The sequence below is a fragment of the Streptomyces sp. NPDC052016 genome, from assembly GCF_044548445.1.
In the GTDB taxonomy this organism is placed as follows: domain Bacteria; phylum Actinomycetota; class Actinomycetes; order Streptomycetales; family Streptomycetaceae; genus Streptomyces.
Genome location: NZ_JBIUBX010000027.1, coordinates 69200 through 91829 on the forward strand (window position 1 = coordinate 69200; position 22630 = coordinate 91829).

Consider the following 22630-nt stretch of genomic DNA (forward strand, 5'->3'; position numbering starts at 1 on the left):
GCCCTGAGGAGGGTGCGCCGGAGGAGGGTGTCGCGATGCCCGGTTCCACGGACGGTTCCACGAAGACCATGGGGGTGCTCACCCTCGGCGGACTGGTGGTGGTGACGGCCTACACGGTGGCGCTCGGCAGCAACGGCTGGCTGTGGTTCGGCTGGGTCGTGCTCGGGTTGATCACCCTCGCGATGGTCGCGATGCGCACGACCTGAGATCCGCGGGATTCACTCGGGCCCGAGCCGGGCCCCGGAGTGCACCCCCGGCTGGTACTTCGGCAGCCGGGCGGTGATCTTCATGCCCGCCCCGGGCGCGGTCTCGATGACCAGGCCGTGGTCGTCGCCGTACACCTGGCGGAGCCGGTCGTCGACGTTGGACAGGCCGATGCCGCCGGAAGGGCTGATCTCGCCGGCCAGGATGCGGCGCAGCAGGTCCGGGTCCATCCCGGCGCCGTCGTCCTCGATGACCACGAGGGCCTCGGCGCCGCTGTCCTGCGCGGTGATCTGGATGTGGCACTTGTCGGCCTTGCCCTCCAGGCCGTGCTTGACGGCGTTCTCCACGAGCGGCTGGAGGCAGAGGAAGGGCAGGGCGACCGGGAGGACCTCCGGGGCGATCTGCAGGGTGACGGAGAGGCGGTCGCCGAAGCGGGCACGGACGAGGGCCAGGTAGTGGTCGATGGCGTGGAGCTCGTCGGCGAGGGTGGTGAAGTCGCCGTGCCGGCGGAACGAGTAGCGGGTGAAGTCGGCGAACTCCAGCAGCAGTTCCCGGGCGCGCTCGGGGTCGGTGCGGACGAACGAGGCGATCACCGCGAGCGAGTTGAAGATGAAGTGCGGGGAGATCTGGGCGCGCAGGGCCTTGATCTCCGCCTCGATGAGGCGGGTGCGGGATCGGTCGAGGTCGGCCAGTTCCAGTTGGACGCTGACCCAGCGGGCCACCTCGCCCGCGGCTCGGACCAGGACGGCGGACTCCCGGGGCGCGCAGGCGACGAGGGCGCCGTGCACCCGGTCGTCGACGGTGAGCGGGGCGACCACGGCCCAGCGCACGGGGCAGTCGGGGGCGTCGCAGGTCAGCGGGAAGGCCTCGCCGCGCCCGGTGTCCAGCGGGCCGGTCAGCCGGGCCATGATCTCGGTGCGGTGGTGGGCACCGACCCCGTCCCAGACCAGGACCTGACGGCGGTCCGTGAGGCAGAGGGCGTCCGTGCCGAGGAGGGTGCGCAGCCTGCGGGCCGACTTGCGGGCGGTCTCCTCCGTCAGGCCGGCCCGCAGCGGGGGCGCGGCGAGGGAGGCGGTGTGCAGGGTCTGGAAGGTGGCGTGCTCGACGGGGGTGCCGAGGCCGCCGAGGTTCTCGGGACGGGCGGTGCGCCGGCCGAGCCAGAAGCCGAGGGCGAGGAACGGCAGGATCGCGATGCACAGGCCCGCCAGGAATCCGCTCATGCCTTGCCCTCCGCCGCCCGCAGCTCCTCCGCGCGCAGTTCCTCGGGGAGGTGGAAGCGGGCCAGGATCGCCGCCGTCCCGGCCGGGACCCGGCCCGGCGTGGCCAGCGACACGAGGATCATGGTGAGGAAGCCCAGCGGCACGGACCACAGGGCGGGCCAGGCGAGCAGGGCGTGCGGGGTGCCCGTCACCGGCAGGCCCGCCATGGTCGCGGCGACCGCGAGGAACGCCGAGCCGCCGCCCACGAGCATTCCGGCGGCCGCCCCGGGCGGGGTGAGCCTGCGCCACCAGATGCCGAGGACGAGCAGCGGGCAGAACGACGACGCGGACACCGCGAAGGCGAGCCCGACCGCGTCGGCCACCGGCAGCCCCCCGACCAGGACGCTCGCCGCGAGCGGTACCACCATCGCGAGGCCGGTGCCGAGCCGGAAGTGGCGTACGCCCCGTGAGGGCAGCACGTCCTGGGTGAGCACGCCCGCCACGGCCATGGTCAGTCCCGACGCGGTGGACAGGAACGCGGCGAAGGCTCCCCCGGCGACCAGCGCGCCGAGCAGGTCGCCGCCGAGGCCGCCGATGACGCGGTCGGGCAGGAGCAGGACGGCCGCGTCGGCGTCGCCGGTGAGGACGAGTTCGGGGGCGTACAGGCGGCCCAGGGCGCCGTAGACGGGCGGCAGGAGGTAGAAGCCGCCGATGAGGGCGAGGACGGCGACGGTGGTGCGGCGGGCGGCGACGCCGTGCGGGCTGGTGTAGAAGCGGACGACGACGTGCGGCAGGCCCATGGTGCCGAGGAAGGTGGCGAGGATCAGCCCGTAGGTGGCGTACAGGGGGCGTTCGTCGCGGCCGGCGGTGAGGGAGGTGGACATGCCGCCGTTGCTGCCGCGGTCGGCGGTGGGGACGGCGGTGCCCTCCGGGAAGGTGAGCCGGGTGCCCCCTTCGACGCGGTGGGTGCCGGCGGGCAGGCGGAGTTCGGTGTCGTCGTGCGCGCGGCCGTCGACGGTGCCGCTCACGGTCACGGTCAGGGGCCGGTCCAGCTTGAGGTCGAGGGTGTCGTCGACGCGGACGGAGCGCTGTTCGCGGAAGGCGGGCGGTTCCTGGAACGCGTGCCGGGGGGCGCCGTCGTCCTGCCAGGCCAGGACCAGGAAGAGGGCGGGGACGAGGAGCGCGGTCAGCTTCAGCCAGTACTGGAAGGCCTGTACGAAGGTGATGCTGCGCATGCCGCCCGCGGCGACGGTCGCGGTGACGACGACGGCGACGATCAGCCCGCCGAGGGTGTCGGGGGCGCCGGTGAGGACGGTCAGCGTCAGTCCGGCCCCCTGCAGCTGCGGCAGCAGGTAGAGCCAGCCGACGCCGACGACGAAGGCGCCCGCGAGCCGTCGTACCGCCTGGGAGGCGAGGCGGGCCTCGGCGAAGTCGGGCAGGGTGTAGGCGCCGGAGCGGCGCAGCGGGGCGGCGACGAAGAGCAGCAGCACGAGGTAGCCGGCGGTGTAGCCGACCGGGTACCAGAGCATGTCCGGGCCCTGGACGAGGACCAGGCCGGCGATGCCGAGGAAGGAGGCGGCGGAGAGGTACTCGCCGCTGATGGCGGCCGCGTTGAGGCGGGGTCCGACGGTGCGCGAGGCGACGTAGAAGTCGGAGGTCGTGCGGGAGATGCGCAGGCCGAAGGCGCCGACGAGGACGGTCGCCACGACGACGAGGGCGACGGCGGGGACGGCGAAGGCCGAGGTCACGGTGATCCCGCCCCTCGCCGCGCCGGTGCCCGCCGCAGGGGTGCTCGTCTCATCGGTCCTCGACCAGGCGCACGAGGTCGCGTTCGTTGCGTTCGGCGCGGTGGACGTACCAGCGGGCGAGCAGGACCAGCGGGACGTAGAGGCCGAAGCCGAGGATCGCCCATTCCAGGGGGCGGGCGTCGGGCATCGCCGCGAACAGCAGGGGCAGCGGCCCGATGAGGAGGGCCAGGACGGCGAAGACGGTGAGCGCGGCGCGCAGCTGGGTGCGCATCAGGGAGCGGACGTAGGTGTGGCCGAGGGTGGTCTGCTCGTCGATCTCGGTGCGCGGGCGGTGGTAGCCCGAACCGCGGCGGGTGCGGCGGGTGCGGCGGGGCGGGCCGGTGACGACGACGCGGCGCTCGGCGGGGTCCTGGTTCGGCACGGTCACGGCCTCCGCATCAGCAGGTCCCGCAGTTCGCGGGCGTGGCGGCGGCTGACCTGGAGCTCCTCGCCGCCGACCAGCACGCTGACTGTCCCGGCGTCCAGGCGGAGCTCGCCTATGTGGCGGAGGGCGACGAGGTGGCGGCGGTGGATGCGGACGAAGCCACGAGCGCGCCAGCGTTCCTCCAGGGTGGAGAGCGGGATGCGGACGAGGTGGCTGCCGCGGTCGGTGTGCAGGCGGGCGTAGTCGCCCTGGGCCTCGACGTGGGTGATGTCGTCGACGGCGACGAACCGGGTCACGCCGCCGAGCTCGACGGGTATGTGGTCGGGGTCGGGCTCGTGGACCGGGATGCGAGGCGCCGTTCCGCGCAGTTCGGCGGCGCGGCGGACGGCCTCGGCGAGGCGCTCCTTGCGGACGGGTTTGAGCACGTAGTCGACGGCCTTGAGGTCGAAGGCCTGGACGGCGAAGTCCTCGTGGGCGGTGACGAACACGACCAGCGGCGGCCGGGCGAACCCGGTGAGCAGCCGGGCCAGGTCGAGGCCGTCGAGGCCGGGCATCTGGATGTCGAGGAAGACGACGTCGATGGCGTCCGGGCCGTCCGGGCCGGACGCCAGGGCGCGGTTGATCCGGCGCAGCGCCTCGGTCGCGTCACCGGCGCCCTCCACGCTCCCGATCCGGGGATCCGCGGTGAGCAGGTACAGCAGCTCCTCCAGTGAGGGGCGTTCGTCGTCGACGGCGAGGGCGCGCAGCATGAACGTGGAGTGTAGGGGCGATCCGCACGGCTGGGCACGTGCCGGGGGCGGATGTATCCGCTGGATACAGTGCCGCCATGAACAGCACCCCGCCGCCGTTCGACGAACTCGACCGCAAGATCCTCACCGCGCTGATGGCGAACGCCCGGACGAGCTTCGCCGAGATCGGCTCGGCGATCGGCCTGTCGGCGACGGCGGTCAAGCGGCGGGTGGACCGGCTGCGGGACAGCGGGGTGATCACCGGCTTCACGGCCACGGTGAAGCCGTCGGCGCTGGGCTGGCGCACGGAGGCGTACGTCGAGGTGTACTGCGAGGGCGCCGCGCCGCCGCGGCGGCTGGCGGAGGTGGTGCGCAACCATCCGGAGATCACCGCGGCGATGACGGTGACGGGTGGGGCCGACGCGCTGCTGCACGTGCGGGCGCGGGACGTGGAGCACTTCGAGGAGGTGCTGGAGCGCATCCGCGTCGAACCGTTCATCCGGAAGACGATCAGCGTGATGGTGCTGTCGCACCTGCTGCCGGAGAGTCCGGAGGCCGGCGCCACCCATGCGGCCCCGAATGACCCGGACTGACGCAGCACCCGTGCGCGGAGCCGGGGCATCACGCAGCGATACTGCGTGAACACGCAGCGATGGTTCCTTGTCGGGCGTCCCCGTCGCTTTCTACCGTGGTGTCAACCCCAAGTCGACATCGCAGGAAATACGGAGGAACCCCTCTGTGTCCGTCAGTCGTGTGTCGCGCCCCCGGCGCTTCCTGGTCTGTGAACCCAGACACTTCGCCGTGCGGTACGCGATCAATCCCTGGATGCGTCCCGACACCCCCGTCGACCTCGATCTGGCGCAGGAGCAGTGGCGCACGCTGATCAGCGCCTACCGCGCCCACGGCCACACCGTCGACACCGTGGAGCCGGCCCCCGGTCTGCCCGACATGGTCTTCGCCGCGAACTCCGCGGTCGTGGTCGGCGGCCGTGTCTTCGGCTCCCTCTTCCACGCGCCCGAGCGGCGCCCCGAGTCCACCCACTACGACACGTGGTTCAAGGCGGCGGGATACGACGTCCATCGGCCCGAGTCCGTCTGCGAGGGCGAGGGCGACCTGGTGTGGACGGGCCGGTACGTGCTGGCCGGCACCGGGTTCCGTACGACCCGTGAGGCGCACCGCGAGGTGCAGGAGTTCTTCGGCCACCCGGTGATCAGTCTGACCCTGGTGGATCCGCACTTCTACCACCTGGACACGGCGCTGTTCGTCCTGGACGACGACAACATCGCGTACTACCCGGAGGCGTTCTCACCCGGCAGCCGTGAGGTGCTCGCCCGGCTGTACCCGGACGCGGTGCTCGCCACCCGCGACGACGCGATGACCTTCGGTCTGAACTCCGTCTCCGACGGCCGTCACGTCTTCATCGCCCCCCGCGCCGAGGCCCTCGCGGCCCGCCTCGCCGAGCGCGACTACGTCCCCGTCCCCGTCGACCTGTCCGAGTTCCAGAAGGCCGGCGGTGGCATCAAGTGCTGCACCCAGGAGATCCGCTCATGACCGCTCCCGCCCGTACGCGTACCTCCGCCGACCTCATCAAGGCCGAGGCGCCCGTCCTCGCGCACAACTACCACCCGCTGCCCGTGGTCGTCTCGCGGGCCGAGGGGGCGTGGGTGGAGGACGTCGAGGGCCGCCGTTACCTCGACATGCTGGCCGGCTACTCGGCCCTCAACTTCGGCCACCGGCATCCGGCGCTGATCGAGGCGGCCCACCGCCAGCTGGACCGCCTGACCCTCACCTCCCGCGCCTTCCACAACGACCGCCTCGCCGAGTTCGCCGAGCGGCTGGCGGAGCTGACGGGCCTGGACATGGTGCTGCCGATGAACACCGGCGCCGAGGCGGTCGAGAGCGGCATCAAGGTGGCCCGCAAGTGGGCGTACGAGGTGAAGGGGGTCCCGGCCGACCGGGCGACGATCGTGGTGGCGGCCGACAACTTCCACGGCCGTACGACGACGATCGTGAGCTTCTCGACGGACGAGACGGCGCGGCAGGGATTCGGCCCGTTCACGCCGGGCTTCCGGATCGTGCCGTACAACGACCTCGCCGCGCTGGAGGCGGCGGTCGACGAGACGACGGCCGCGGTGCTGATCGAGCCCATCCAGGGCGAGGCGGGCGTCGTCATCCCCGACGACGGCTATCTGGCGGGCGTGCGTGAGCTGACCCACCGGGCCGGCTGCCTGTTCGTCGCGGACGAGATCCAGTCCGGGCTCGGCCGCACGGGCCGCACGCTGGCGGTGGAGCACGAGGGGGTCGTACCCGACGTGCTGCTGCTCGGGAAGGCGCTGGGCGGCGGCATCGTGCCGGTGTCGGCGGTCGTCGCGCGGCGGGAGGTGCTGGGGGTCCTCCGTCCGGGCGAGCACGGGTCGACCTTCGGCGGCAACCCGCTGGCGGCCGCGGTCGGCACGGCGGTGGTGGAGCTGCTGGAGACCGGTGAGTACCAGCGCCGGGCCGCGGAGCTCGGCGTGGTCCTGCGCGACGGCCTGACGGGCCTGGTCGGCAAGGGCGTGGTGGGCTTCCGCGCGCGTGGCCTGTGGGCGGGGGTCGACGTGGACCCGGCGGTCGGCACCGGGCGGGAGATCGGGGAGCGGTTGCTCGCGGAGGGCGTGCTGGTGAAGGACACGCACGGCTCGACGATCCGCCTGGCACCGCCCCTGACGATCACCGGGGAGGAACTGGAGGCAGCACTGGGAGCGCTGGGCAAGGTCCTGGCGGAGGGCTGAGAAGGGGGCTCCGGGACCGGCGTTGAAGGGGCGCGGGGAACAGCGCGGCAGGTGCCGCAGAACCCAGGCCAGCGCTAAAGGGGCGCGGGGAACAGCGCGACCAGCCACAACGGCACCGCACCCACCGGCGGTCGGACCGCGCCCCCGGAGACGCACCGAACCCGACGGCCCCGCGCCCCAGGGACGCATCGGAGCCGCGGGGAGCCGCCCGCCTCCCCGCGCGACACCCGCCGCGTCGGCTCCCGGCCGCCGGGGGGTGCCGCGTCACCGGAGGGCACCGCGTCGGCTCCCGGCCGCCGGGGGTGCCGCGTCACCGGAGGGCACCGCGTCACCGGAGGGCACCGCGTCGCCGGAGGGCACCGCGTCGCCGGAGGCCACCGCGTCGCGCACATCGTCGCTGCGCAGGGTGAAGATGGAGGCAAGTGGTGGTAGACCACTCTCAGCGACAGAGAGGTCGACCGTGGGCACACACGACGAGGACGACGTTCCCCGCCGGCGGTTCGACGTGGCGGATGCCGCGCCCCTGCTGATCGACGCGCGGGGCGTGGTGACGAGCTGGACCAGGGAAGCCGAGCGGCTGCTCGGGTATCCGGCCGCCGAGGCGGTGGGGAAGGACCTGGCAGGGCTGCTGACCCACGTGGACGCCGGGCGGGTGCCGGACGTGCTCGAGCGGTGCCGCCGCGACGGCGGGTGGACGGGGCTGCTGTCGGCCCGCCGCAGGGACCGGGAGCCGCTTGCGCTCATGGCCCGGATCACCTCGGCGGACGAACCCGGCGGCCCGGCGCGCTGGCTGGTGCTGCTCAACGAGATGGGGGACGCCCCCGGCTGGGACATGAGCCGTTCCGCGCTGGAGCAGATGGTGGGCGGCTCGCCGATCGGCATCGCGATCGTCGACACCGACCTGCGTTTCGTCTGGTCGAACGCGGCCCTGAGCCGGTTCGGCGGCGGCCCGCCCGAGCGCCGGCTGGGTCTGCGGTTCGGGGACGTCCAGCCGGGCCTGGACGCGGAGGCGGCCGAGGCGCAGATGCGGCACGTGCTGGAGACCGGCGAGTCCGTCGTCGGCTACGAGCACGTCGGCCGGGTCCGGGCGGCACCGCACCAGGAGACGGCGCACATGCTGTCGTTCACCCGTCTCGACGACGAGGACGGGAACCCGATGGGCGTCTACTACACGGTCGTGGACATCACCGACCGTCACCGCGCCCGGCAGCGCCTGGCCCTGCTGGACCGGGCCGGCCGGCGCATCGGCCGCACCCTGGACATCGCGCGGACCGCGCAGGAGCTCGCCGACGTGGCGGTGTCCGGCTTCGCCGACGCCGTCGCCGTGGATCTGCTGGAGGGGGTGCTGCGGGGTGCCGAGCCCGGAACGGGGCGGGCGGAAGCCGCGGGTGTGAAGCTGCGGAGGGTGGGACAGCGCTCCGCGGCGGGGTACGAGCCCCTCACCGGGGCGGACGCCGTCGTGGCCTACGCGGAGGATGCGCCTCCCGTCTCCTGTCTCACCACCGGGGCGACCTGGCGCGCGGAGCGGCTCGGACCCGAGGACTGGCGGCCGGTCCTTCCTCCGGTCGGCGGGGAGCATGCCGGGCAGCCCAGTGTGCTGGTCGTCCCGGTCCGGGCGCGCGGCACCACCCTCGGCGTCACCACGTTCCTGCGCCGGCCCACGCAGGAGCCTTTCAGCGAGGACGACGTCGCCCTGGCCGAGGATCTGGTCTCGCGGGCGGCCGTCTGCGTGGACAACGCGCGCCGCTACACCCGCGAGAGGAACGCGGCGCTCGTGCTCCAGCGCAGCCTGCTCCCCCACCGGCTGCCCGACCAGGACGCCGTCGAGGTGGCCGCCTGCTACCGGCCCGCCGACGAGCTGACCGGCCTCGGCGGCGACTGGTACGACCTGATCCCGCTGTCGGGTGCCCGGGTGGCCCTCGTGGTGGGCGAGGTGCCCGGGCACGGCATCGACGCCGCCGCGGCCATGGGACGGCTGCGCACCGCCGTCCGCACGCTCGCCGCGCTGGAGCTGCCGCCGGAGGAGATCCTCGCCCACCTCGACGACGTGGTCGCGCTCACGGCCCACGAGGACTCCGCCGGCACGGACGCCGTGGACGACGGGGCGGAGACCATGGCCGAGGGGACGGAGGCCGCGGGGTCGGCGTGCCTGTACGTCGTCTACGACCCGGTCGACGGGGGGTGCGTGATGGCCGCCGCGGGGCACCCCGCCCCGGCCGTCGTCCTGCCCGACGGCACGGTCACCTTCGTCGACCTGCCGCAGGGGCCGCCGCTGGGCGTGGGCGGGCCGCCGTTCGAGGCGGTCGAGCTGGAACTGCCGCCGGACAGCACGCTCGCGCTGCACACGGACGGATTGCTGGCCCGCGGCGAGGAGTGGGCGCTCGACACCGACCGGGAGCGGCTGCGGCGCGCCCTGGAAGGGCGGGAGCCCTCACTCGAACTGCGCTGCCGGACGGTGATCGACGTCCTCGTGCCGGACCGTCCGCACGACGACGTGGCCCTGCTGCTGGCCCGCACCCGCCGACTGTCCCCCGACCGGGTCGCGGACTGGGAGCTGCCCGCCGATCCGGCCGCGGTCGCCGAGGCCCGCAAGGCGGCGAGCCGCCGACTGGCCGACTGGGACCTCGTCGAGCTGGTGTTCACCACCGAGCTGGTGGTCAGCGAACTGGTCACCAACGCCATCCGTTACGCCGAAGGCCCCATCCGGCTGCGCCTGATCCGTGGGCGCGCCCTCATCTGCGAGGTGCACGACGGCGGGGCCACCGCTCCCCATCTGCGCCATCCGCGCACCACGGACGAGGGTGGGCGGGGCCTGCTGCTGGTCTCGCAGGTCACCCGGCGGTGGGGCACGCGCTTCGTGCCCGACGGGAAGATCATCTGGGCCGAGCAGCCTCTCACGGGTGCCGAGATGTGACGGGAGAGCCGCTCGGTGCCGCACCCCATGAGAAAATGTCGCAATATCCACATATCGGACATCAGCGGGTCATGGGTCGGATGGGGCTTGGGTCATGAACGACACGGCGATCGACTACGCGGCGGTGTTCCAGACCCTGCCGGGCATGGTGGCGCTCCTGACCCCCCAACTGGTCTACGCGGACGCCAACGAGGAGTTCCTGCGGGTGATCGGCCGCACGCGCGAGCAGGTGGTCGGGCGCCACCTCTCCGAGGTCTTCCCGGACAACCCCGACAACCCGTCCTCGCACGGCATAAGCAGTCTGCGGACCTCCCTGCAGCGGGTCCTGGCCACCGGCGAGCGCGACACCATGGCCCTGCAGCGCTACGACGTCGAGTCGCGCGACCGGCCCGGGGAGTGGGAGGAGCGCTACTGGAGCCCCGTCAACGCGCCGGTGCACGGCCCGGACGGCTCGGTGGTGCTGCTGGTGCACCGCATCGAGGAGGTCACCGAGCTGGTCCGGGCCCACGGGGTCCGGGGGAGCAGCAGCTCGCCCGAGGACGGGACGGGCAGCCGGTCCCGGGTTCTGGAAGCCGAGCTGTACACCCGCGCCCGCGAACTCCAGGAGCTCAACGAGCGTCTGCGCCTGGCCCACGCCCGTGAGCGCGAGGTCGCCCTCGCCCTCCAGGAGGCGATGCTGCCCGCGCCCCGGCAGGTCCGCCACCACAGTGCGGCCGTGCGCTACCGGCCGGCGGTCGGCGCGCTGAACGTCTGCGGCGACTGGTACGACCTGGTCGACCTGGTCGGCGGCCACCGGATCGGGGTGTCGGTCGGCGACGTCGTCGGGCACGGTCTGCCGGCCGCCGGGGTGATGGGCCAGCTGCGCAGCGCGCTCAGCGCCGCCTCCCGGGTCGCCGCGGGGCCCGCCCAGGCCCTGGACGTCCTGGGCCGGTACGCGCACGTGGTGGACGGCGCGGAGTCGGCCACGGCGGTGACGACCTTCATCGACTTCGACCACCACACCATCACCTACAGCAGTGCGGGCCATCCCCCGCCGATGCTCATGCACGCCGACGGCCGCGTGGAGTTCCTGGACCGGGCCACCGACACCCCACTGGACGCCCGCCCCGACCCGGTTCCCCGGCCGCAGGCGACCACGGACTTCGACACCGGCGCCACCCTCGCGCTGTACACGGACGGCCTGGTGGAGCGGCGGCGGGAGGACATCGACACCGGGCTGGCCCGGCTCGCCGACGCCCTCGTCCGGCACCGGGACGCCGACGCCGAGACCCTCGCCGACGCCGTCCTGCTGGAGCTGCTGCCGCCCGGGGGCGCGACCGACGACACGGCGCTCGTCATCGTGCGGCTGTGAACGCGTCCCGCGGCGGGGTGACGCACCGTCACGCGGCCGGGTTCCGGCGGCATCCGCCCGCGCCTAGACTGGCAGCCCCATTCTGCCGGTTGACCTGCCGGAAGACGGCGGCCCCGCCGATCCGCCGGACCGAGGAGCGACCTCTTGTTCTACTACCTCCTGAAATACGTGGTACTGGGACCGCTGCTGAGGCTGCTGTTCCGGCCCCGAATAGAGGGGCTCGAGCACGTTCCGGCGTCCGGCGCGGCGATCATCGCGGGCAATCACCTGTCGTTCTCGGACCACTTCCTGATGCCGGCGGTCCTCAAGCGGCGCATCACCTTCCTGGCCAAGGCCGAGTACTTCACGGGTCCCGGCATCAAGGGGCGGCTGACCGCGGCATTCTTCCGCAGCGCCGGGCAGATCCCGGTCGACCGCTCCGGCAAGGAGGCCGGCCAGGCCGCGATCCGCGAGGGCCTCGGCGTCCTGAGCAAGGACGAGCTGCTGGGCATCTACCCGGAGGGCACCCGCTCGCACGACGGCCGTCTCTACAAGGGCAAGGTGGGCGTCGCGGTGATGGCTCTGAAGGCCGGCGTGCCGGTGGTGCCCTGCGCGATGATCGGCACGTTCGAGGCGCAGCCGCCCGGCAAGGTGATCCCGCGCATCCGCCCCGTCGTCATCCGCTTCGGCGAGCCCCTGGACTTCTCCCGCTACGCCGGCATGGAGAACGAGAAGGCGGTCCTGCGCGCGGTCACCGACGAGATCATGTACGCGATCCTGACGCTGTCGGAGCAGGAGTACGTCGACCAGTACGCCGCCGTGGTCAAGGCGGAGGAGGAGGCGGCCCGCGAGAAGGCGCGCAGGTTCCCGCGGCTCCCGCTGAGTTGAGAACGGGCGGACGGCGACGAGGGGCGGACGGTGCGATCCGGCCGCCCCTCGTTGCCTCGGTGGTGGCTACGGCTTGGGCGTGGCGTGCGGGGCGCAGGTCACGTCCGCGGTGTCCAGCCCGCCGGTGAGCAGGTAGGCGTCCACCCGGGTGTTGACGCAGGAGTTGACCAGGCTGGTGACGCCGTGGGAGCCCGCGTCCTTCTCGGTGATGAGGCGGGAGCCCTTGAAGCGCTGGTGCAGTTCGACGGCGCCCTCGTACGGGGTGGCCGCGTCACGTTCGGACTGCACGATCAGCACCGGCGGCAGGCCCTTGTGGGTCTTGACGTCCACCGGGGTGTGCTGCTTGGTCGGCCAGAAGGCGCAGGGCAGGTTCATCCAGGCGTTGGCCCAGGTCATGAACGGGTGGTCCTTGTGCAACTGGGTGTTGTCACGGTTCCACGTCCGCCAGCTCGTTGGCCACTTGGCGTCGGCGCACTCGACGGCCGTGTAGACGGCGTTGCCGTTCTCGGAGGCGGCGTTGCCGGCGGTGTCCGTGAGGTCGGGGGCGGCCGCGTCGACGAGGGCCTGGGTGTCACCCTGGAAGTACTTGCTGAAGACGGTGGCGACCGGCACCCACGAGGAGTCGTAGTACGGCGCGCTCTGGAAGAAGGAGATCAGCTCGGCCGGGCCGACGACTCCGCCGATGGGGTTCTTCTTGGCGGTGGCGCGCAGCGCGAGCCACTTGGCCTGGACGGCGTCACGGGTGGTGCCGAGGTGGAAGGTGGCGTCGTTGGCGGCGACCCAGTCCTGCCAGTCCTTCCAGCGGCCCTCGAAGGCGACGTCCTGGTCGAGGTTGGCCTGGTACCAGATCTTCTCGCGGGACGGGTTGACGACGCTGTCGACGACCATGCGGCGGACGTGACCCGGGAAGAGGGTGCCGTAGACGGCGCCGATGTAGGTGCCGTAGGAGACGCCGAGGAAGTTCAGCTTCTTCTCGCCGAGGGCGGCGCGGATGACGTCCAGGTCGCGCGCGGTGTTCGGCGTGGTCATGTACGGCAGCATCTCGCGGCTGCGCTCGTAGCAGCCCTCGGCGTACTCGCGGGCCAGCTTGATCTGCGCCAGCTTGTCGGCCTCGCTGTCCGGGACCGGGTCGGCCTTGGGCGCCTTCACGAAGTCCGTCGGGTCGACGCAGGAGATGGGCGCGGACTTGCCGACACCGCGCGGGTCGAAGCCCACGAAGTCGTAGGCCTTGGCGATGTTGGCCCAGACGGGGGCCTTGGTGGTCACGCGGCGCGGGAAGCGCAGGCCCGAGCCGCCGGGGCCGCCGGGGTTGTAGACGAGGGCGCCCTGGCGCTCCTCCTTGGTCCCCGTGTTGCCGATGCGGTCGACGGCGAGCTTGATCTGCTTGCCGTTGGGCTTGGCGTAGTCGAGCGGCACGGTGACCCAGCCGCACTGGATCGGCTTCTCCAGTCCCCAGTCGGCGGGGCAGTCCTGCCAGTCGACGCCGGCCTCGGCCGCGCGCTCGGCGGCGATGGCGGCGCCGCGCATCTCCCGGTCCTGCCCCGAACGGCCGCTGGTCGCGCTGGCCGTCGGCGCGGCGATCGCACCGGCCATCAGGGTGGCGGTGACGAGCACACCGGCCGAGCCGAGTGCCGCCGTCCGCCTGTTCGGTCGTATGTCCCTCAAGAGGGTTCCTCCCCGTACCTAGTGACAACAGGTACGGGGATCCTTGCTGCTGTGAGGTGCCTGGGAACAGGTGTGGTTGACCTTCTTTGCCAATCCGATAACCGGAGAAGTACCTCCGCTGACCGGATGAACGCGCTTGTCAGCACAGCGACTTGAGTGCCTCGTCCAGAACGCTCCGCAGTCGCAGCCCGTCCGGGGCGACGGCGGTCACCAGGGCGGCGGGCCCGGCGAGCGGCATGAGGGCGGCCGTCTCGCCGAGCACCCGGGCGGCCACCGGACGGTCAGCGAACTCCGGGCGCACGACGAGCAGTTGACCGACGGCCCGATGTCCCGCGAGGCCGGCGGGCCCGTCCCAGCCGCCGGGGGCGCCGGGCCCGCACGCCAGCTCCTGATCGAGCACCACCTTCCCGCCGACCCGTACGACGAGCCGGCCGGCCAGCCGTCCGGGCTCCTCCCCCGCCCGCCCGAGCACCTGCTCCTCGCGCAGCACGAGCCGCGCGCCGGGGGCGAGGTCGGCGCGGGTGGAGACGTGCAGGTCGCTGCCCTTCGCGGAGATCAACGGTTCGGGCATCCAGTGCAGTTCGCCGTCGTCGGCGACGTCGATCCGTACGTCGTAGCGGGCCTCGTCCTTGGTCTGACCCGGCAGGGCGATGGTGGCGGCGGCCGAGCCCACCCTCAGCCGGGCGCCGCTCCCGACGGCCGCCTCGACGGCGAAGCGGTCGCCGCCGAGGGGCCCGCTCATCGCGCCGACGAGCACCACACGCGCCTCGCCGCGGTCGCCGCCCCGGGTCCGCCGCAGCGCGAGGGGCCCGTCGCTGTCGAGGACGGGCAGCACGGTCCCCCCGCGCCCGTCCGCACGCGCCCCGATCCGCGCCGTGGCGCGCACCCCGCTCATCTCACGCCACCCAGGCGGCAAGCCGCGCCCGCACCCACGCGGCGACGTCCCGCACGCCCGTCTCACTCCGCAACGACTGGAACACCACGGGGAGCTCGGCCCGCTGCGCCTTCGCGTCGGCGGCCATCCGGGCGAGGTCGGAGCCGACGTACGGCGCGAGGTCGGTCTTGTTCACGACGAGCAGGTCGGCGGTGGTGACGCCGGGCCCGCCCTTGCGGGGGATGTCGTCCCCGCCGGCCACGTCGATCACGAAGATCTGCGCGTCCACGAGCCCCTTGGAGAAGGTGGCGGTGAGGTTGTCCCCACCGGACTCGACCAGGATCAGATCCAGCGGCCCGACCTCATCCTCCAGGTCTTCCACGGCCTCGAGATTGGCGGAGATGTCGTCCCGGATCGCGGTGTGCGGACAGGCGCCCGTCTCGACGGCCGCGATCCGCTCGGGCGGCAACACGGCCTCCCGGAGGAGGAATTCGGCGTCCTCCCGGGTGTAGATGTCGTTGGTGACGACGCCCAGCGACAACTCGTCGCGCAACACCCGGCACAGCGCGGCCACGGTCGCGGTCTTCCCGGACCCGACGGGCCCACCGAGCCCGATCCGCAGCGCACGCCGACTGCCGTCGGCCCGCCGCGCGTCGGCACCGACGGCGGCGGCGCCCTCGTGAGAGTGGTCGAGATGCATGTACGGCTCCTTCGAAGACCCGACTACGAGCACCGGCCAGGAGAGCTCGGCCCGTCCGGCGATGACTTGACGAACGCCGGCCAGGACACACCAGCCCGTCCGGCAAGGACTTGACGAACGCCGGCCAGGACACACCAGCCCGTCCGGCGTTTGAGGACGAGGCCCGTTCAGGGCCGATCGGGGGTCCAGGGGGCGAAGCCCCCGGCCGGGGCGCAAGGGGCGGAGCCCCTGGGAACGGGACGGGAAGGGGCGGCGGGGGCGAGCACCCCTACGACGCGAACAGACGTACAGGCCACGCCGCATGCACCTCCGCCCCCACCTCCAGCAACGGCGCCGACGTCGCCGGAAGGGCGTCGACACCGCTCTCCCGCGTCGCCCTCCCCGCCGCCACCGCCCGGTCGACCACCCGGTCCACCTCCGGCGCCAGCCGCGCCAGCACCGCCGTGGCCTCGAACGGATCGAGACTCAGCAGCCGCACCACCGCCGTGGCCGGCCCGCTCACGCTCTCGTACGCCGCGCAGTACGCCGCGTCCTCGGGCCCGAGCCCGGCCGCCCGGGCGGCAAGCCCCAGCACCACCGGCTGATGGGCTCCCTTGGGGAACTCCCGTGCCAAGGCGTCCAGCTCCCCGCTCGGCCAGATGGCCCGAGCCGCCCGCGTCAACTGCCGCCCCAGCTTCCGCGAGGCGACCCGCAGCGCGGGGGACGGGGTCCGGGCGTCGGCCGCCGCGTCGAGCTCAGCCGGGTCGCACCCGGCGGCGGCCGCCGCGGCCAGCGCCGCCGCCACCAGGCCCGCCGTGTGCAGCCGGCCCCGGCAGAAGGACTCGAGAGTCGCCGCGCCGGTGATCCTCCCGGCCTTGGCGGCCTGCTCCGCCCCGCCGGAGTGCGCGTGCCCTCCGGCGGGGAAGCGGCCGTCGGCCAGGACGAGAAGTGCTGCCCGTGTCATGGCGACGCCCTCAGAACAGGAAGTAGCGCTGGGCCATGGGCAGTTCGGCCGCCGGTGTGGCCTCGACGAGTTCCCCGTCGATGTGCACGGCGAAGCTGTCGGGGTCGACCTCGACCCGTGGCCGGGCGTCGTTCTCCCGCATGTCCGCCTTGGTCACCCCCCGGGTGGAGTCGATGGCGACGAACTTCTTGCCCAGCTGCAGCCGCTCCGGCAGCCCGTCCTCGATCGCGAGCGGCGCGACGAAGTTGAAGGAGTTCGCGGCCGGCGCCCGCCCGACCGCCCCGTACATCGGGCGCGGGAGGACGGGTTGCGGGGTGGGGATGGAGGCGTTGGCGTCGCCCATCTGCGCGTACGCAATCTGCCCGCCCTTGATGACGAGGTGCGGCTTGACGCCGAAGAACGCCGGCTCCCACAGGACGAGGTCGGCGAGCTTGCCGGTCTCGACGGAGCCGATCTCCCGGGCCAGGCCCTGCGCGAGTGCCGGATTGATCGTGTACTTGGCGACGTAACGCCGTACGCGGTGGTTGTCGGCGCGGCCGTCCCCCGTCAGCGCGCCCCGCCGCCGCTTCATCACGTGGGCGGTCTGCCAGGTCCGCAGGATCACCTCACCGACGCGGCCCATCGCCTGCGCGTCGGAGGAGATGATCGAGATGGCGCCGAGGTCGTGCAGGACGTCCTCCGCCCCGATGGTGGACGGCCGGATCCGGGACTCGGCGAACGCCAGGTCCTCCGGGACCGCGGGGTTGAGGTGGTGGCAGACCATCAGCATGTCGAGGTGTTCCTCGGCCGTGTTGACGGTGTAGGGCCGCGTCGGGTTCGTCGAGCTGGGCAGGACGTGCGGCTCGGAGACGACGGTCATGATGTCCGGCGCGTGCCCGCCTCCCGCACCCTCGGTGTGGTACGCGTGGATGCCGCGTCCGGCGATCGCGGCGAGCGTGTCGCCCACGAATCCGGCCTCGTTGAGGGTGTCCGTGTGGATGGCGACCTGGATGCCGGTCCGGTCGGCGACGGTCAGCGAGGCGTCGATGACGGCGGGCGTGGACCCCCAGTCCTCGTGCAGTTTCAGGCCCAGCGCGCCGCCCCTGATCTGCGAGAGCATCGCCTCGTGCGAGACGGTGTTGCCCTTGCCGAGGAACCCGATGTTCAGCGGGTAGTGCTCCATCGCCTCCAGCATGCGGGCGAGGTGCCAGGGGCCCGGCGTCACGGTGGTCGCCTTGGAGCCCTCGGCCGGTCCGGTGCCGCCGCCGACCAGCGTCGTCACACCCGAGGCCAGCGCCTCGTCGGCGATCTGCGGGCAGATGAAGTGGACGTGGGCGTCGATCGCGCCCGCGGTGAGGACGCGGCCGTTGCCGGCGATGACCTCGGTCTCGGGGCCGATCACCAGGTCCGGGTGCACGCCGTCCATGGTGTCCGGGTTGCCGGCCTTGCCGATGCCCGTGATCCGGCCGTCACGGATGCCGACGTCGGCCTTGACGATCCCCCAGTGGTCCACGATCACGGCGCCGGTGACGACGGTGTCGGGCGTCCCCTCGGCCCGGGTGGCACGCGACTGTCCCATGGACTCCCGGATGACCTTGCCTCCGCCGAACACGGCCTCGTCCCCGGCGCGTCCGGGCCCGCCGCAACGATCCTCCTCGATCTCGACGATCAGATCGGTGTCGGCGAGCCGGATGCGGTCGCCCGTGGTCGGGCCGAACAGGTCGGCGTACGCGGCACGCGAGATCTCAGGCATCGAGGGCACCTCCGGTCTCCCCGCGCAGTCCGGGCACGATCCGGGCTCCGGTGAGCGGTACGAGTTCGACGTCGACCGGGATCCCGGGCTCGAAGCGCACGGCGGTGCCCGCGGCGACGTTCAGCCGCTTGCCGCGCGCGGCGGCGCGGTCGAACTCGAGGCCGGGGTTGGCCTCGGCGAAGTGGTAGTGGGAGCCGACCTGGACGGGCCGGTCGGCGGCGTTGAGGACGGTGAGCCGGGTGACCTCGCGGCCCCCGTTGCAGACGATCGGGTCCTCGGCGAAGAGGATCTCTCCGGGAATCATCGAGGCCCCCCTCAGACGATCGGGTCGTGGACGGTGACGAGCTTGGTGCCGTCCGGGAAGGTCGCCTCGACCTGCACGTCGTGGATCATCTCGGGTACGCCGTCCATCACGTCGTCCCGGGTGAGCAACTTGCGCCCGGAGGACATGAGCTCGGCGACGGTACGGCCGTCCCGTGCCCCCTCGAGGATGTGCGACGTGATGAGGGCGACGGCCTCGGGGTGGTTGAGCTTGAGCCCGCGGGCCCGGCGCTTCTCGGCGACGTCGGCCGCCACGTGGATCAGCAGCCTCTCCTGCTCGTGCGGGGTCAGTTGCACGTCCCACCTCACCTCCTCGCTCCGGGCCGTGCGGGGCCCGGTTGCCGCGGCCACGGGGCAAAGTGCCTGGTGGCGTGGAGGGGCAGGCTAGTTGGGGCGCATTTCGCGCATGTTAACCAAGCTGTGATCCTCAGGCTTTCGGCTCCGCGTCCGTCATGCTCATCAACGCGCGCAGACCGTCCCGCAGGACCTCCACCGGGGCGGGCCCGAACAGCGACTGCTGGGCGATGAAGCCCAGGACGCCGGCGATCATCGTGCGGGCCACATGGTCGGGTGGGACGTCCGCCCGCATCCTCCCGGCCTCCTGGTAGGCCTGGACGATCCGCCCCCAGGCCGCGCGCACCGCGGTGTACCCCTCGCGCAGGACGGCCGCCAGCTCGTCGTTGCGCGGGATCTCCGACCACACCTGGACGACCAGGCGCGGGAAGGCGGGGGCGCCGTCGAGGGTGAGGGACTCGCGCTGCGCCAGGGTCCGGCTGAGGACGGTGGCCACGAGCTCGTCGGGCGGCGGGGTGGGGCTCTGCCCGGCCGCCGCCTCGAAGGCGGCGCGGACCTCGCCCAGCACCTCCGAGACGATCGCGGCGATCAGCTCCTCCTTGCCGCTGAAGTAGCGGTACACGGCACCGGCGGAGAGGTCGGCCTCCTTCAGGACGTCCTGCATCGACGTGGCGTGGAAGCCGTTGCGGGCGAAGCAGAGCGCGGCGGCGTCGAGGATCTGCCGACGGCGGGCGTCGAGGTGGGCCTGGGATACGCGTGCCATGGCCACCAACCTAAAACGAACGTTCCTTCTTGACAAGCGCACTCGCCGGGAGCACGGTGGAAAACGTAAAACGAACGATCCTTCTTTTTGAACGGCTCGCAGGCCCAACGGCCAGGAGCCCAGAGGAGACCCCCATGTCCACCGCTCCCGCCCTCTCCACCAGGGCCCCCGCCCGGCGCGTGATCGCGGTCGTCGTCCTCGTGCCGTTGCTCGCGGCGCTCGCCCTGTGGGCCTTCGCCTGGCCCGCCGCCCGCACCGCACCCCGTGACCTGCCGCTCGGCGTGGCGGGGCCGGCCGCCGCTGCCGCACAGGTGGAACAGCGCCTCCGGCAGCAGGAAGGCGCCTTCGAGATCCACCGCTACGCCGACGAGGCCGCCGCCCGCGCCGCGATCGAGGACCGGACCGTCTACGGCGCCGTGGTCGTCACCGCACAGGGCCCCGAACTGCTCACCGCCTCGGCCGCGGGCCCCGTCGTCGCCCAGCTGCTGCAGCAGGCCATGGCCCAGCAGGCCGCCGCCGGGGGCACCGAGGTGCGTACGGTGGACGTCGTCGCCGCACCCGAGAAGGACCCGCGCGGGGCGGCGTTCACCTCCGGCGTGCTGCCACTGGCACTGGCCGGCATCGCCGCGGGCACGGTGGTGACGCTGCTCGGACTGCGCGGGATCCGTGCCGCGCTCGCCCTGGTCGGCGCCGCCGCCCTGGTGGGCCTGGTCGCGGCGGCCCTCGCGCACAGCTGGCTCGGCGCGCTCGCCGGCGACTGGTGGGCGGAGGCCGCGACCTTCGGCCTGGCGACGCTGGCGGTGAGCGCGGCCGTGGCCGGGGCCGCCGCGCTGATCGGCCCGGCGGGCATCGGCCTGATGGCGTTCACGGTGATGTTCCTCGGCAACCCCTTCTCCGGGGCGGCCTCGGCCCCGGAGATGCTGCCCGAGCCGGCCGGTGCGATCGGCCAGTGGCTGCCGCCGGGTGCGGGGACGACGCTGCTGCGCTCGGTGTCGTTCTTCGACGGCGCGGCGGCGACCGGCCCCGCCCTGACCCTCACCTGGTGGGCCGCGCTGGGACTCGGGGCGGTGCTGTTGGGCACCGCGATGAGGGAACGCGGCACGAAGACCGCGCAGACCTCCGAGCGGGAGCCCGCCCTCGCCGGCTGACCCACCGGCCGCCGGACCGACCGTGCACCTCCGCTGTAGCGGACGGGGGTGCGCGGTCCTTCTCTTTCCCGGTCGCTGCTTCCTGTCGTCGAGCAGCCGGCTCCTTCACGGCAGGCGCGAGGCCGGCTTCCTAGGAGGGGTTCGGCCCCCGGTGCTCCGCCGCGATCCCGAACCGCTGCCGTTCCCGCGGGGCGGACGCGGCCTCGCGGACCGCGGAGACCGAGCTGATCACCTGCTCGTCGGCCGGTGCGTCGAGCGCGTCGAGCCGCTCCAGGTCGGCGGCGGAGACGAGGGCGACGAGGGGCTTGCCGTGCCGTGTCACGACGACGCGCTCACCGCCGTACACCACCCGGTTGATCAGGTCGGCGAGCTCAGCCCTGGCTTGCGTCACCGGAATCTCGTAGGCCATGACCCCATTCTAACGTGACGTACATCCTGTACATTTTTTACAGACGCAGAAGGAGGGGTTGCCATGAACCGACCGCCCACCCGCCACGTCCTGCCCGAGTTCACCGAACGCGCGGGATCCGGGCACCGGACGCTGGATCCGTACTCCAAGCTCCTGGACGAGCGGATCATCATGCTCGGGACACCGGTCGACGACACCGCGGCGAACGACGTGATGGCGCAGCTCATGTACCTGGAGCACAAGGACCCGGACCGGGACGTCTCGCTGTACATCAACTCCCCCGGCGGCTCGTTCAGCGCCATGACGGCCGTCTACGACACGCTCCGTTACGTCACCTGCGACGTGGAGACCGTCTGCCTGGGCCAGGCCGGCGCCTCCGCCGCCGTACTGCTGGCCGCGGGCACACCGGGCAAGCGGTACGTGCTGCCGGGCGCGCGCGTGGTGCTCCGCCAGCCGGCCCTGCCCGAGCCGATCGAGGGCCAGACCAGTGACCTCGCCGTCCGGGCCGCGGAGTTGACGCGCGTCCGCGCCCGCCTGGAGGAGATGCTCGTCCGGCACACCGGGCGCGGTGCGGAGCAGGTCTCCGCGGACCTCGAGCGGGACCGCGTCCTGGACGCACGGGAGGCCGTGGAGTACGGGCTGGCGGACGGGATCGTGCCGACCCGGCGCGTCCCGCACGGCGCGCCGGACGCGAGGTAGGCCGCCCGTGCTGCCTCCCGAGCTGCCCCCGCTGCCGGCGCTGACCCGGGCCGAGGCCGAGCTGATCGACCGTTACCTGGAGGTGGTCGACCTGCTGGGCCGCATCAACCCCGCCCACCACGGCGACACCTACCGCGGACTGCGCGCCGCCCAGGCGCTGGTCGGCCGCGCGGCCGCGCTGCGCGACGCGCTGACGCTGATGCACCAGCGCGGCGAGAACGAGCTGCACGCGCCGACGTTGGCGCGGGCGCTGCGCGTCCTGGACGGGGAGCGCCGCACGGCGCGCGTCACGGTGCCCCCGCTCCCCGACAGTTGACGCAGGCGCGTCCGGTCCGGGCGGTGTTCGCGGAGAGCGTGACGTCCGGACCGGAGCCGAAACGCACCAAACGACGTACCCCTGTTCGGCGTATCCCTGGCCGCTTTTTCCAGCCCACACGGGTTGCGCGATTGCCGGGGCCCGACACCGGAACGAAAGGTTCCTGCGCAGGTCCGGGGGCATTTCGTCTCCTTGACATCTGACCGGTCATCAGGGTGTCCACCCGAACGGGTGAGTGGTGAGTAACCCCACAAATCCCCGGTTGCGTTGGGATTTTCGGACATCGGTGCGCCAAGATCCCTGTCTGACGACAAGCCCCCGCCACAAGCGGCGGGGCGGTCCGGGCGGACGCCGAGTCCTGCCGCCGCCCGGATGACCGGTCGACAGAAGTGCATCGGCAGGAGTGGAGGACCCAAGCAAGCCGGGTCGCCGGGACGGTCGACTCCCCAGGGAGGCGCCGGGCCGAGCAGCCCTTGGGGTGAAGCCGCAGCAGCGGCCGGGCAACTTCGCCAGCCCGAATCCGACAGGTCATCCTTCACAGGCGGCTGACGAAGGGTTGC

23 protein-coding genes and 1 riboswitch are annotated in these 22630 nt (G+C 72.9%); of the genes, 10 read left to right on the top strand and 13 right to left on the bottom strand.

The window, feature by feature from the left end; all coding sequences use genetic code 11:
• Nucleotides 1-35 precede the first annotated feature (35 nt).
• Nucleotides 36-206, top strand: coding sequence for a hypothetical protein (locus ACIHAR_RS30030; RefSeq protein WP_365469258.1), 171 nt, complete (start codon nt 36-38; stop codon nt 204-206).
• 12 nt (nt 207-218) lie between these two features.
• On the opposite strand, the gene ACIHAR_RS30035 is transcribed toward ACIHAR_RS30030, so the two are convergent.
• Genes ACIHAR_RS30035 through ACIHAR_RS30050 form a run of 4 tightly spaced genes read right to left on the bottom strand, consistent with a single transcriptional unit; the run spans nt 219 to nt 4324 of the window.
• On the bottom strand, nt 219-1424 hold the full coding sequence (locus ACIHAR_RS30035; RefSeq protein ID WP_365469255.1) for a histidine kinase: 1206 nt from the start codon (nt 1422-1424) through the stop codon (nt 219-221).
• A complete protein-coding gene (locus tag ACIHAR_RS30040; RefSeq protein ID WP_365469252.1) occupies nt 1421-3151 on the bottom strand; it encodes a cation acetate symporter in 1731 nt (576 codons plus the stop codon). Before ACIHAR_RS30040 ends, ACIHAR_RS30035 begins: the two co-directional genes overlap by 4 nt.
• A 49-nt stretch (nt 3152-3200) precedes the next feature.
• Nucleotides 3201-3572 carry a hypothetical protein gene (locus ACIHAR_RS30045; RefSeq protein ID WP_365469339.1) on the bottom strand — a complete coding sequence of 124 codons (372 nt, stop codon included), beginning with the start codon at nt 3570-3572 and terminating at the stop codon, nt 3201-3203.
• A 2-nt stretch (nt 3573-3574) separates the two neighbouring features.
• The gene (locus ACIHAR_RS30050; protein ID WP_365469249.1) at nt 3575-4324 is read right to left on the bottom strand and encodes a LytTR family DNA-binding domain-containing protein; all 750 of its coding nucleotides are present in this window, start codon (nt 4322-4324) and stop codon (nt 3575-3577) included.
• 77 nt (nt 4325-4401) lie between these two features.
• Here ACIHAR_RS30050 and ACIHAR_RS30055 point away from each other — a divergent pair, with 77 nt between their 5' ends.
• The 6 genes from ACIHAR_RS30055 to ACIHAR_RS30080 all read left to right on the top strand — a co-directional run bounded on the left by ACIHAR_RS30055 (nt 4402) and on the right by ACIHAR_RS30080 (nt 12206).
• On the top strand, nt 4402-4896 hold the full coding sequence (locus tag ACIHAR_RS30055) for an Lrp/AsnC family transcriptional regulator (protein WP_365469246.1): 495 nt from the start codon (nt 4402-4404) through the stop codon (nt 4894-4896).
• A 145-nt stretch (nt 4897-5041) separates the two neighbouring features.
• Nucleotides 5042-5854 carry a dimethylargininase gene (gene ddaH / locus ACIHAR_RS30060; protein ID WP_400022666.1) on the top strand — a complete coding sequence of 271 codons (813 nt, stop codon included), beginning with the start codon at nt 5042-5044 and terminating at the stop codon, nt 5852-5854.
• Nucleotides 5851-7074 carry an ornithine--oxo-acid transaminase gene (gene rocD, locus ACIHAR_RS30065; protein ID WP_365469241.1) on the top strand — a complete coding sequence of 408 codons (1224 nt, stop codon included), beginning with the start codon at nt 5851-5853 and terminating at the stop codon, nt 7072-7074. Before ddaH ends, rocD begins: the two co-directional genes overlap by 4 nt.
• A 460-nt stretch (nt 7075-7534) precedes the next feature.
• Nucleotides 7535-9988 carry a SpoIIE family protein phosphatase gene (locus tag ACIHAR_RS30070; RefSeq protein WP_400022667.1) on the top strand — a complete coding sequence of 818 codons (2454 nt, stop codon included), beginning with the start codon at nt 7535-7537 and terminating at the stop codon, nt 9986-9988.
• Nucleotides 9989-10082: 94 nt separating this feature from the next.
• A complete protein-coding gene (locus tag ACIHAR_RS30075) occupies nt 10083-11339 on the top strand; it encodes a SpoIIE family protein phosphatase (protein WP_365469235.1) in 1257 nt (418 codons plus the stop codon).
• 144 nt (nt 11340-11483) lie between these two features.
• Nucleotides 11484-12206 carry a lysophospholipid acyltransferase family protein gene (locus tag ACIHAR_RS30080; RefSeq protein WP_400022668.1) on the top strand — a complete coding sequence of 241 codons (723 nt, stop codon included), beginning with the start codon at nt 11484-11486 and terminating at the stop codon, nt 12204-12206.
• A 66-nt stretch (nt 12207-12272) separates the two neighbouring features.
• Here the strand turns inward: ACIHAR_RS30080 and ACIHAR_RS30085 are convergent, their stop codons facing one another.
• The 8 genes from ACIHAR_RS30085 to ACIHAR_RS30120 all read right to left on the bottom strand — a co-directional run bounded on the left by ACIHAR_RS30085 (nt 12273) and on the right by ACIHAR_RS30120 (nt 19498).
• The gene (locus ACIHAR_RS30085; RefSeq protein WP_400022669.1) at nt 12273-13871 is read right to left on the bottom strand and encodes an alpha/beta hydrolase; all 1599 of its coding nucleotides are present in this window, start codon (nt 13869-13871) and stop codon (nt 12273-12275) included.
• 139 nt (nt 13872-14010) lie between these two features.
• Complete coding sequence (locus tag ACIHAR_RS30090) at nt 14011-14766, bottom strand: urease accessory protein UreD (protein ID WP_365469226.1); 756 nt, start codon at nt 14764-14766, stop codon at nt 14011-14013.
• Between the two features lies 1 nt (nt 14767).
• On the bottom strand, nt 14768-15445 hold the full coding sequence (gene ureG, locus ACIHAR_RS30095; RefSeq protein WP_400022670.1) for an urease accessory protein UreG: 678 nt from the start codon (nt 15443-15445) through the stop codon (nt 14768-14770).
• 268 nt (nt 15446-15713) lie between these two features.
• Complete coding sequence (locus ACIHAR_RS30100) at nt 15714-16388, bottom strand: urease accessory UreF family protein (protein ID WP_365469220.1); 675 nt, start codon at nt 16386-16388, stop codon at nt 15714-15716.
• 10 nt (nt 16389-16398) lie between these two features.
• On the bottom strand, nt 16399-18120 hold the full coding sequence (locus ACIHAR_RS30105) for an urease subunit alpha (RefSeq protein WP_400022671.1): 1722 nt from the start codon (nt 18118-18120) through the stop codon (nt 16399-16401).
• Nucleotides 18113-18424 carry an urease subunit beta gene (locus tag ACIHAR_RS30110; protein WP_365469214.1) on the bottom strand — a complete coding sequence of 104 codons (312 nt, stop codon included), beginning with the start codon at nt 18422-18424 and terminating at the stop codon, nt 18113-18115. The genes ACIHAR_RS30105 and ACIHAR_RS30110 overlap by 8 nt, the downstream gene beginning before the upstream one ends.
• Before the next feature lie 11 nt (nt 18425-18435).
• Entirely contained in the window at nt 18436-18738 is a 303-nt protein-coding gene (locus ACIHAR_RS30115; protein WP_365469211.1) for an urease subunit gamma, read from the bottom strand.
• A 130-nt stretch (nt 18739-18868) separates the two neighbouring features.
• Nucleotides 18869-19498, bottom strand: coding sequence for a TetR/AcrR family transcriptional regulator (locus ACIHAR_RS30120; protein ID WP_400022672.1), 630 nt, complete (start codon nt 19496-19498; stop codon nt 18869-18871).
• A gap of 134 nt (nt 19499-19632) precedes the next feature.
• Here ACIHAR_RS30120 and ACIHAR_RS30125 point away from each other — a divergent pair, with 134 nt between their 5' ends.
• On the top strand, nt 19633-20646 hold the full coding sequence (locus tag ACIHAR_RS30125; protein ID WP_400022673.1) for an ABC transporter permease: 1014 nt from the start codon (nt 19633-19635) through the stop codon (nt 20644-20646).
• A gap of 130 nt (nt 20647-20776) precedes the next feature.
• On the opposite strand, the gene ACIHAR_RS30130 is transcribed toward ACIHAR_RS30125, so the two are convergent.
• Nucleotides 20777-21055 carry a type II toxin-antitoxin system Phd/YefM family antitoxin gene (locus tag ACIHAR_RS30130; protein WP_365470995.1) on the bottom strand — a complete coding sequence of 93 codons (279 nt, stop codon included), beginning with the start codon at nt 21053-21055 and terminating at the stop codon, nt 20777-20779.
• A gap of 63 nt (nt 21056-21118) precedes the next feature.
• On the opposite strand from ACIHAR_RS30130, the gene ACIHAR_RS30135 reads away from it, so the two are divergent.
• Together ACIHAR_RS30135 and ACIHAR_RS30140 are read left to right on the top strand one after the other, a co-directional pair.
• Nucleotides 21119-21754, top strand: coding sequence for an ATP-dependent Clp protease proteolytic subunit (locus ACIHAR_RS30135; RefSeq protein WP_400022674.1), 636 nt, complete (start codon nt 21119-21121; stop codon nt 21752-21754).
• Nucleotides 21755-21761: 7 nt separating this feature from the next.
• Nucleotides 21762-22070, top strand: coding sequence for a hypothetical protein (locus ACIHAR_RS30140; RefSeq protein WP_365471001.1), 309 nt, complete (start codon nt 21762-21764; stop codon nt 22068-22070).
• A 380-nt stretch (nt 22071-22450) separates the two neighbouring features.
• A riboswitch (cyclic di-AMP (ydaO/yuaA leader) is annotated at nt 22451-22629 on the top strand.
• Nucleotide 22630: the final 1 nt, after the last annotated feature.

Coding starts and splice junctions, on each gene's coding strand:
- ureG (WP_400022670.1), bottom strand. CDS start 15,445: ATGCATCTCGACCACTCTCACGAGGGCGCCGCCGCCGTCGGTGCCGAC.
- ACIHAR_RS30105 (WP_400022671.1), bottom strand. CDS start 18,120: ATGCCTGAGATCTCGCGTGCCGCGTACGCCGACCTGTTCGGCCCGACC.
- ACIHAR_RS30055 (WP_365469246.1), top strand. CDS start 4,402: ATGAACAGCACCCCGCCGCCGTTCGACGAACTCGACCGCAAGATCCTC.
- ACIHAR_RS30100 (WP_365469220.1), bottom strand. CDS start 16,388: ATGACACGGGCAGCACTTCTCGTCCTGGCCGACGGCCGCTTCCCCGCC.
- ACIHAR_RS30120 (WP_400022672.1), bottom strand. CDS start 19,498: ATGGCACGCGTATCCCAGGCCCACCTCGACGCCCGCCGTCGGCAGATC.
- ACIHAR_RS30075 (WP_365469235.1), top strand. CDS start 10,083: ATGAACGACACGGCGATCGACTACGCGGCGGTGTTCCAGACCCTGCCG.
- ACIHAR_RS30135 (WP_400022674.1), top strand. CDS start 21,119: ATGAACCGACCGCCCACCCGCCACGTCCTGCCCGAGTTCACCGAACGC.
- ACIHAR_RS30050 (WP_365469249.1), bottom strand. CDS start 4,324: ATGCTGCGCGCCCTCGCCGTCGACGACGAACGCCCCTCACTGGAGGAG.
- ACIHAR_RS30125 (WP_400022673.1), top strand. CDS start 19,633: ATGTCCACCGCTCCCGCCCTCTCCACCAGGGCCCCCGCCCGGCGCGTG.
- ACIHAR_RS30030 (WP_365469258.1), top strand. CDS start 36: ATGCCCGGTTCCACGGACGGTTCCACGAAGACCATGGGGGTGCTCACC.
- rocD (WP_365469241.1), top strand. CDS start 5,851: ATGACCGCTCCCGCCCGTACGCGTACCTCCGCCGACCTCATCAAGGCC.
- ACIHAR_RS30110 (WP_365469214.1), bottom strand. CDS start 18,424: ATGATTCCCGGAGAGATCCTCTTCGCCGAGGACCCGATCGTCTGCAAC.
- ACIHAR_RS30090 (WP_365469226.1), bottom strand. CDS start 14,766: ATGAGCGGGGTGCGCGCCACGGCGCGGATCGGGGCGCGTGCGGACGGG.
- ACIHAR_RS30035 (WP_365469255.1), bottom strand. CDS start 1,424: ATGAGCGGATTCCTGGCGGGCCTGTGCATCGCGATCCTGCCGTTCCTC.
- ACIHAR_RS30130 (WP_365470995.1), bottom strand. CDS start 21,055: ATGGCCTACGAGATTCCGGTGACGCAAGCCAGGGCTGAGCTCGCCGAC.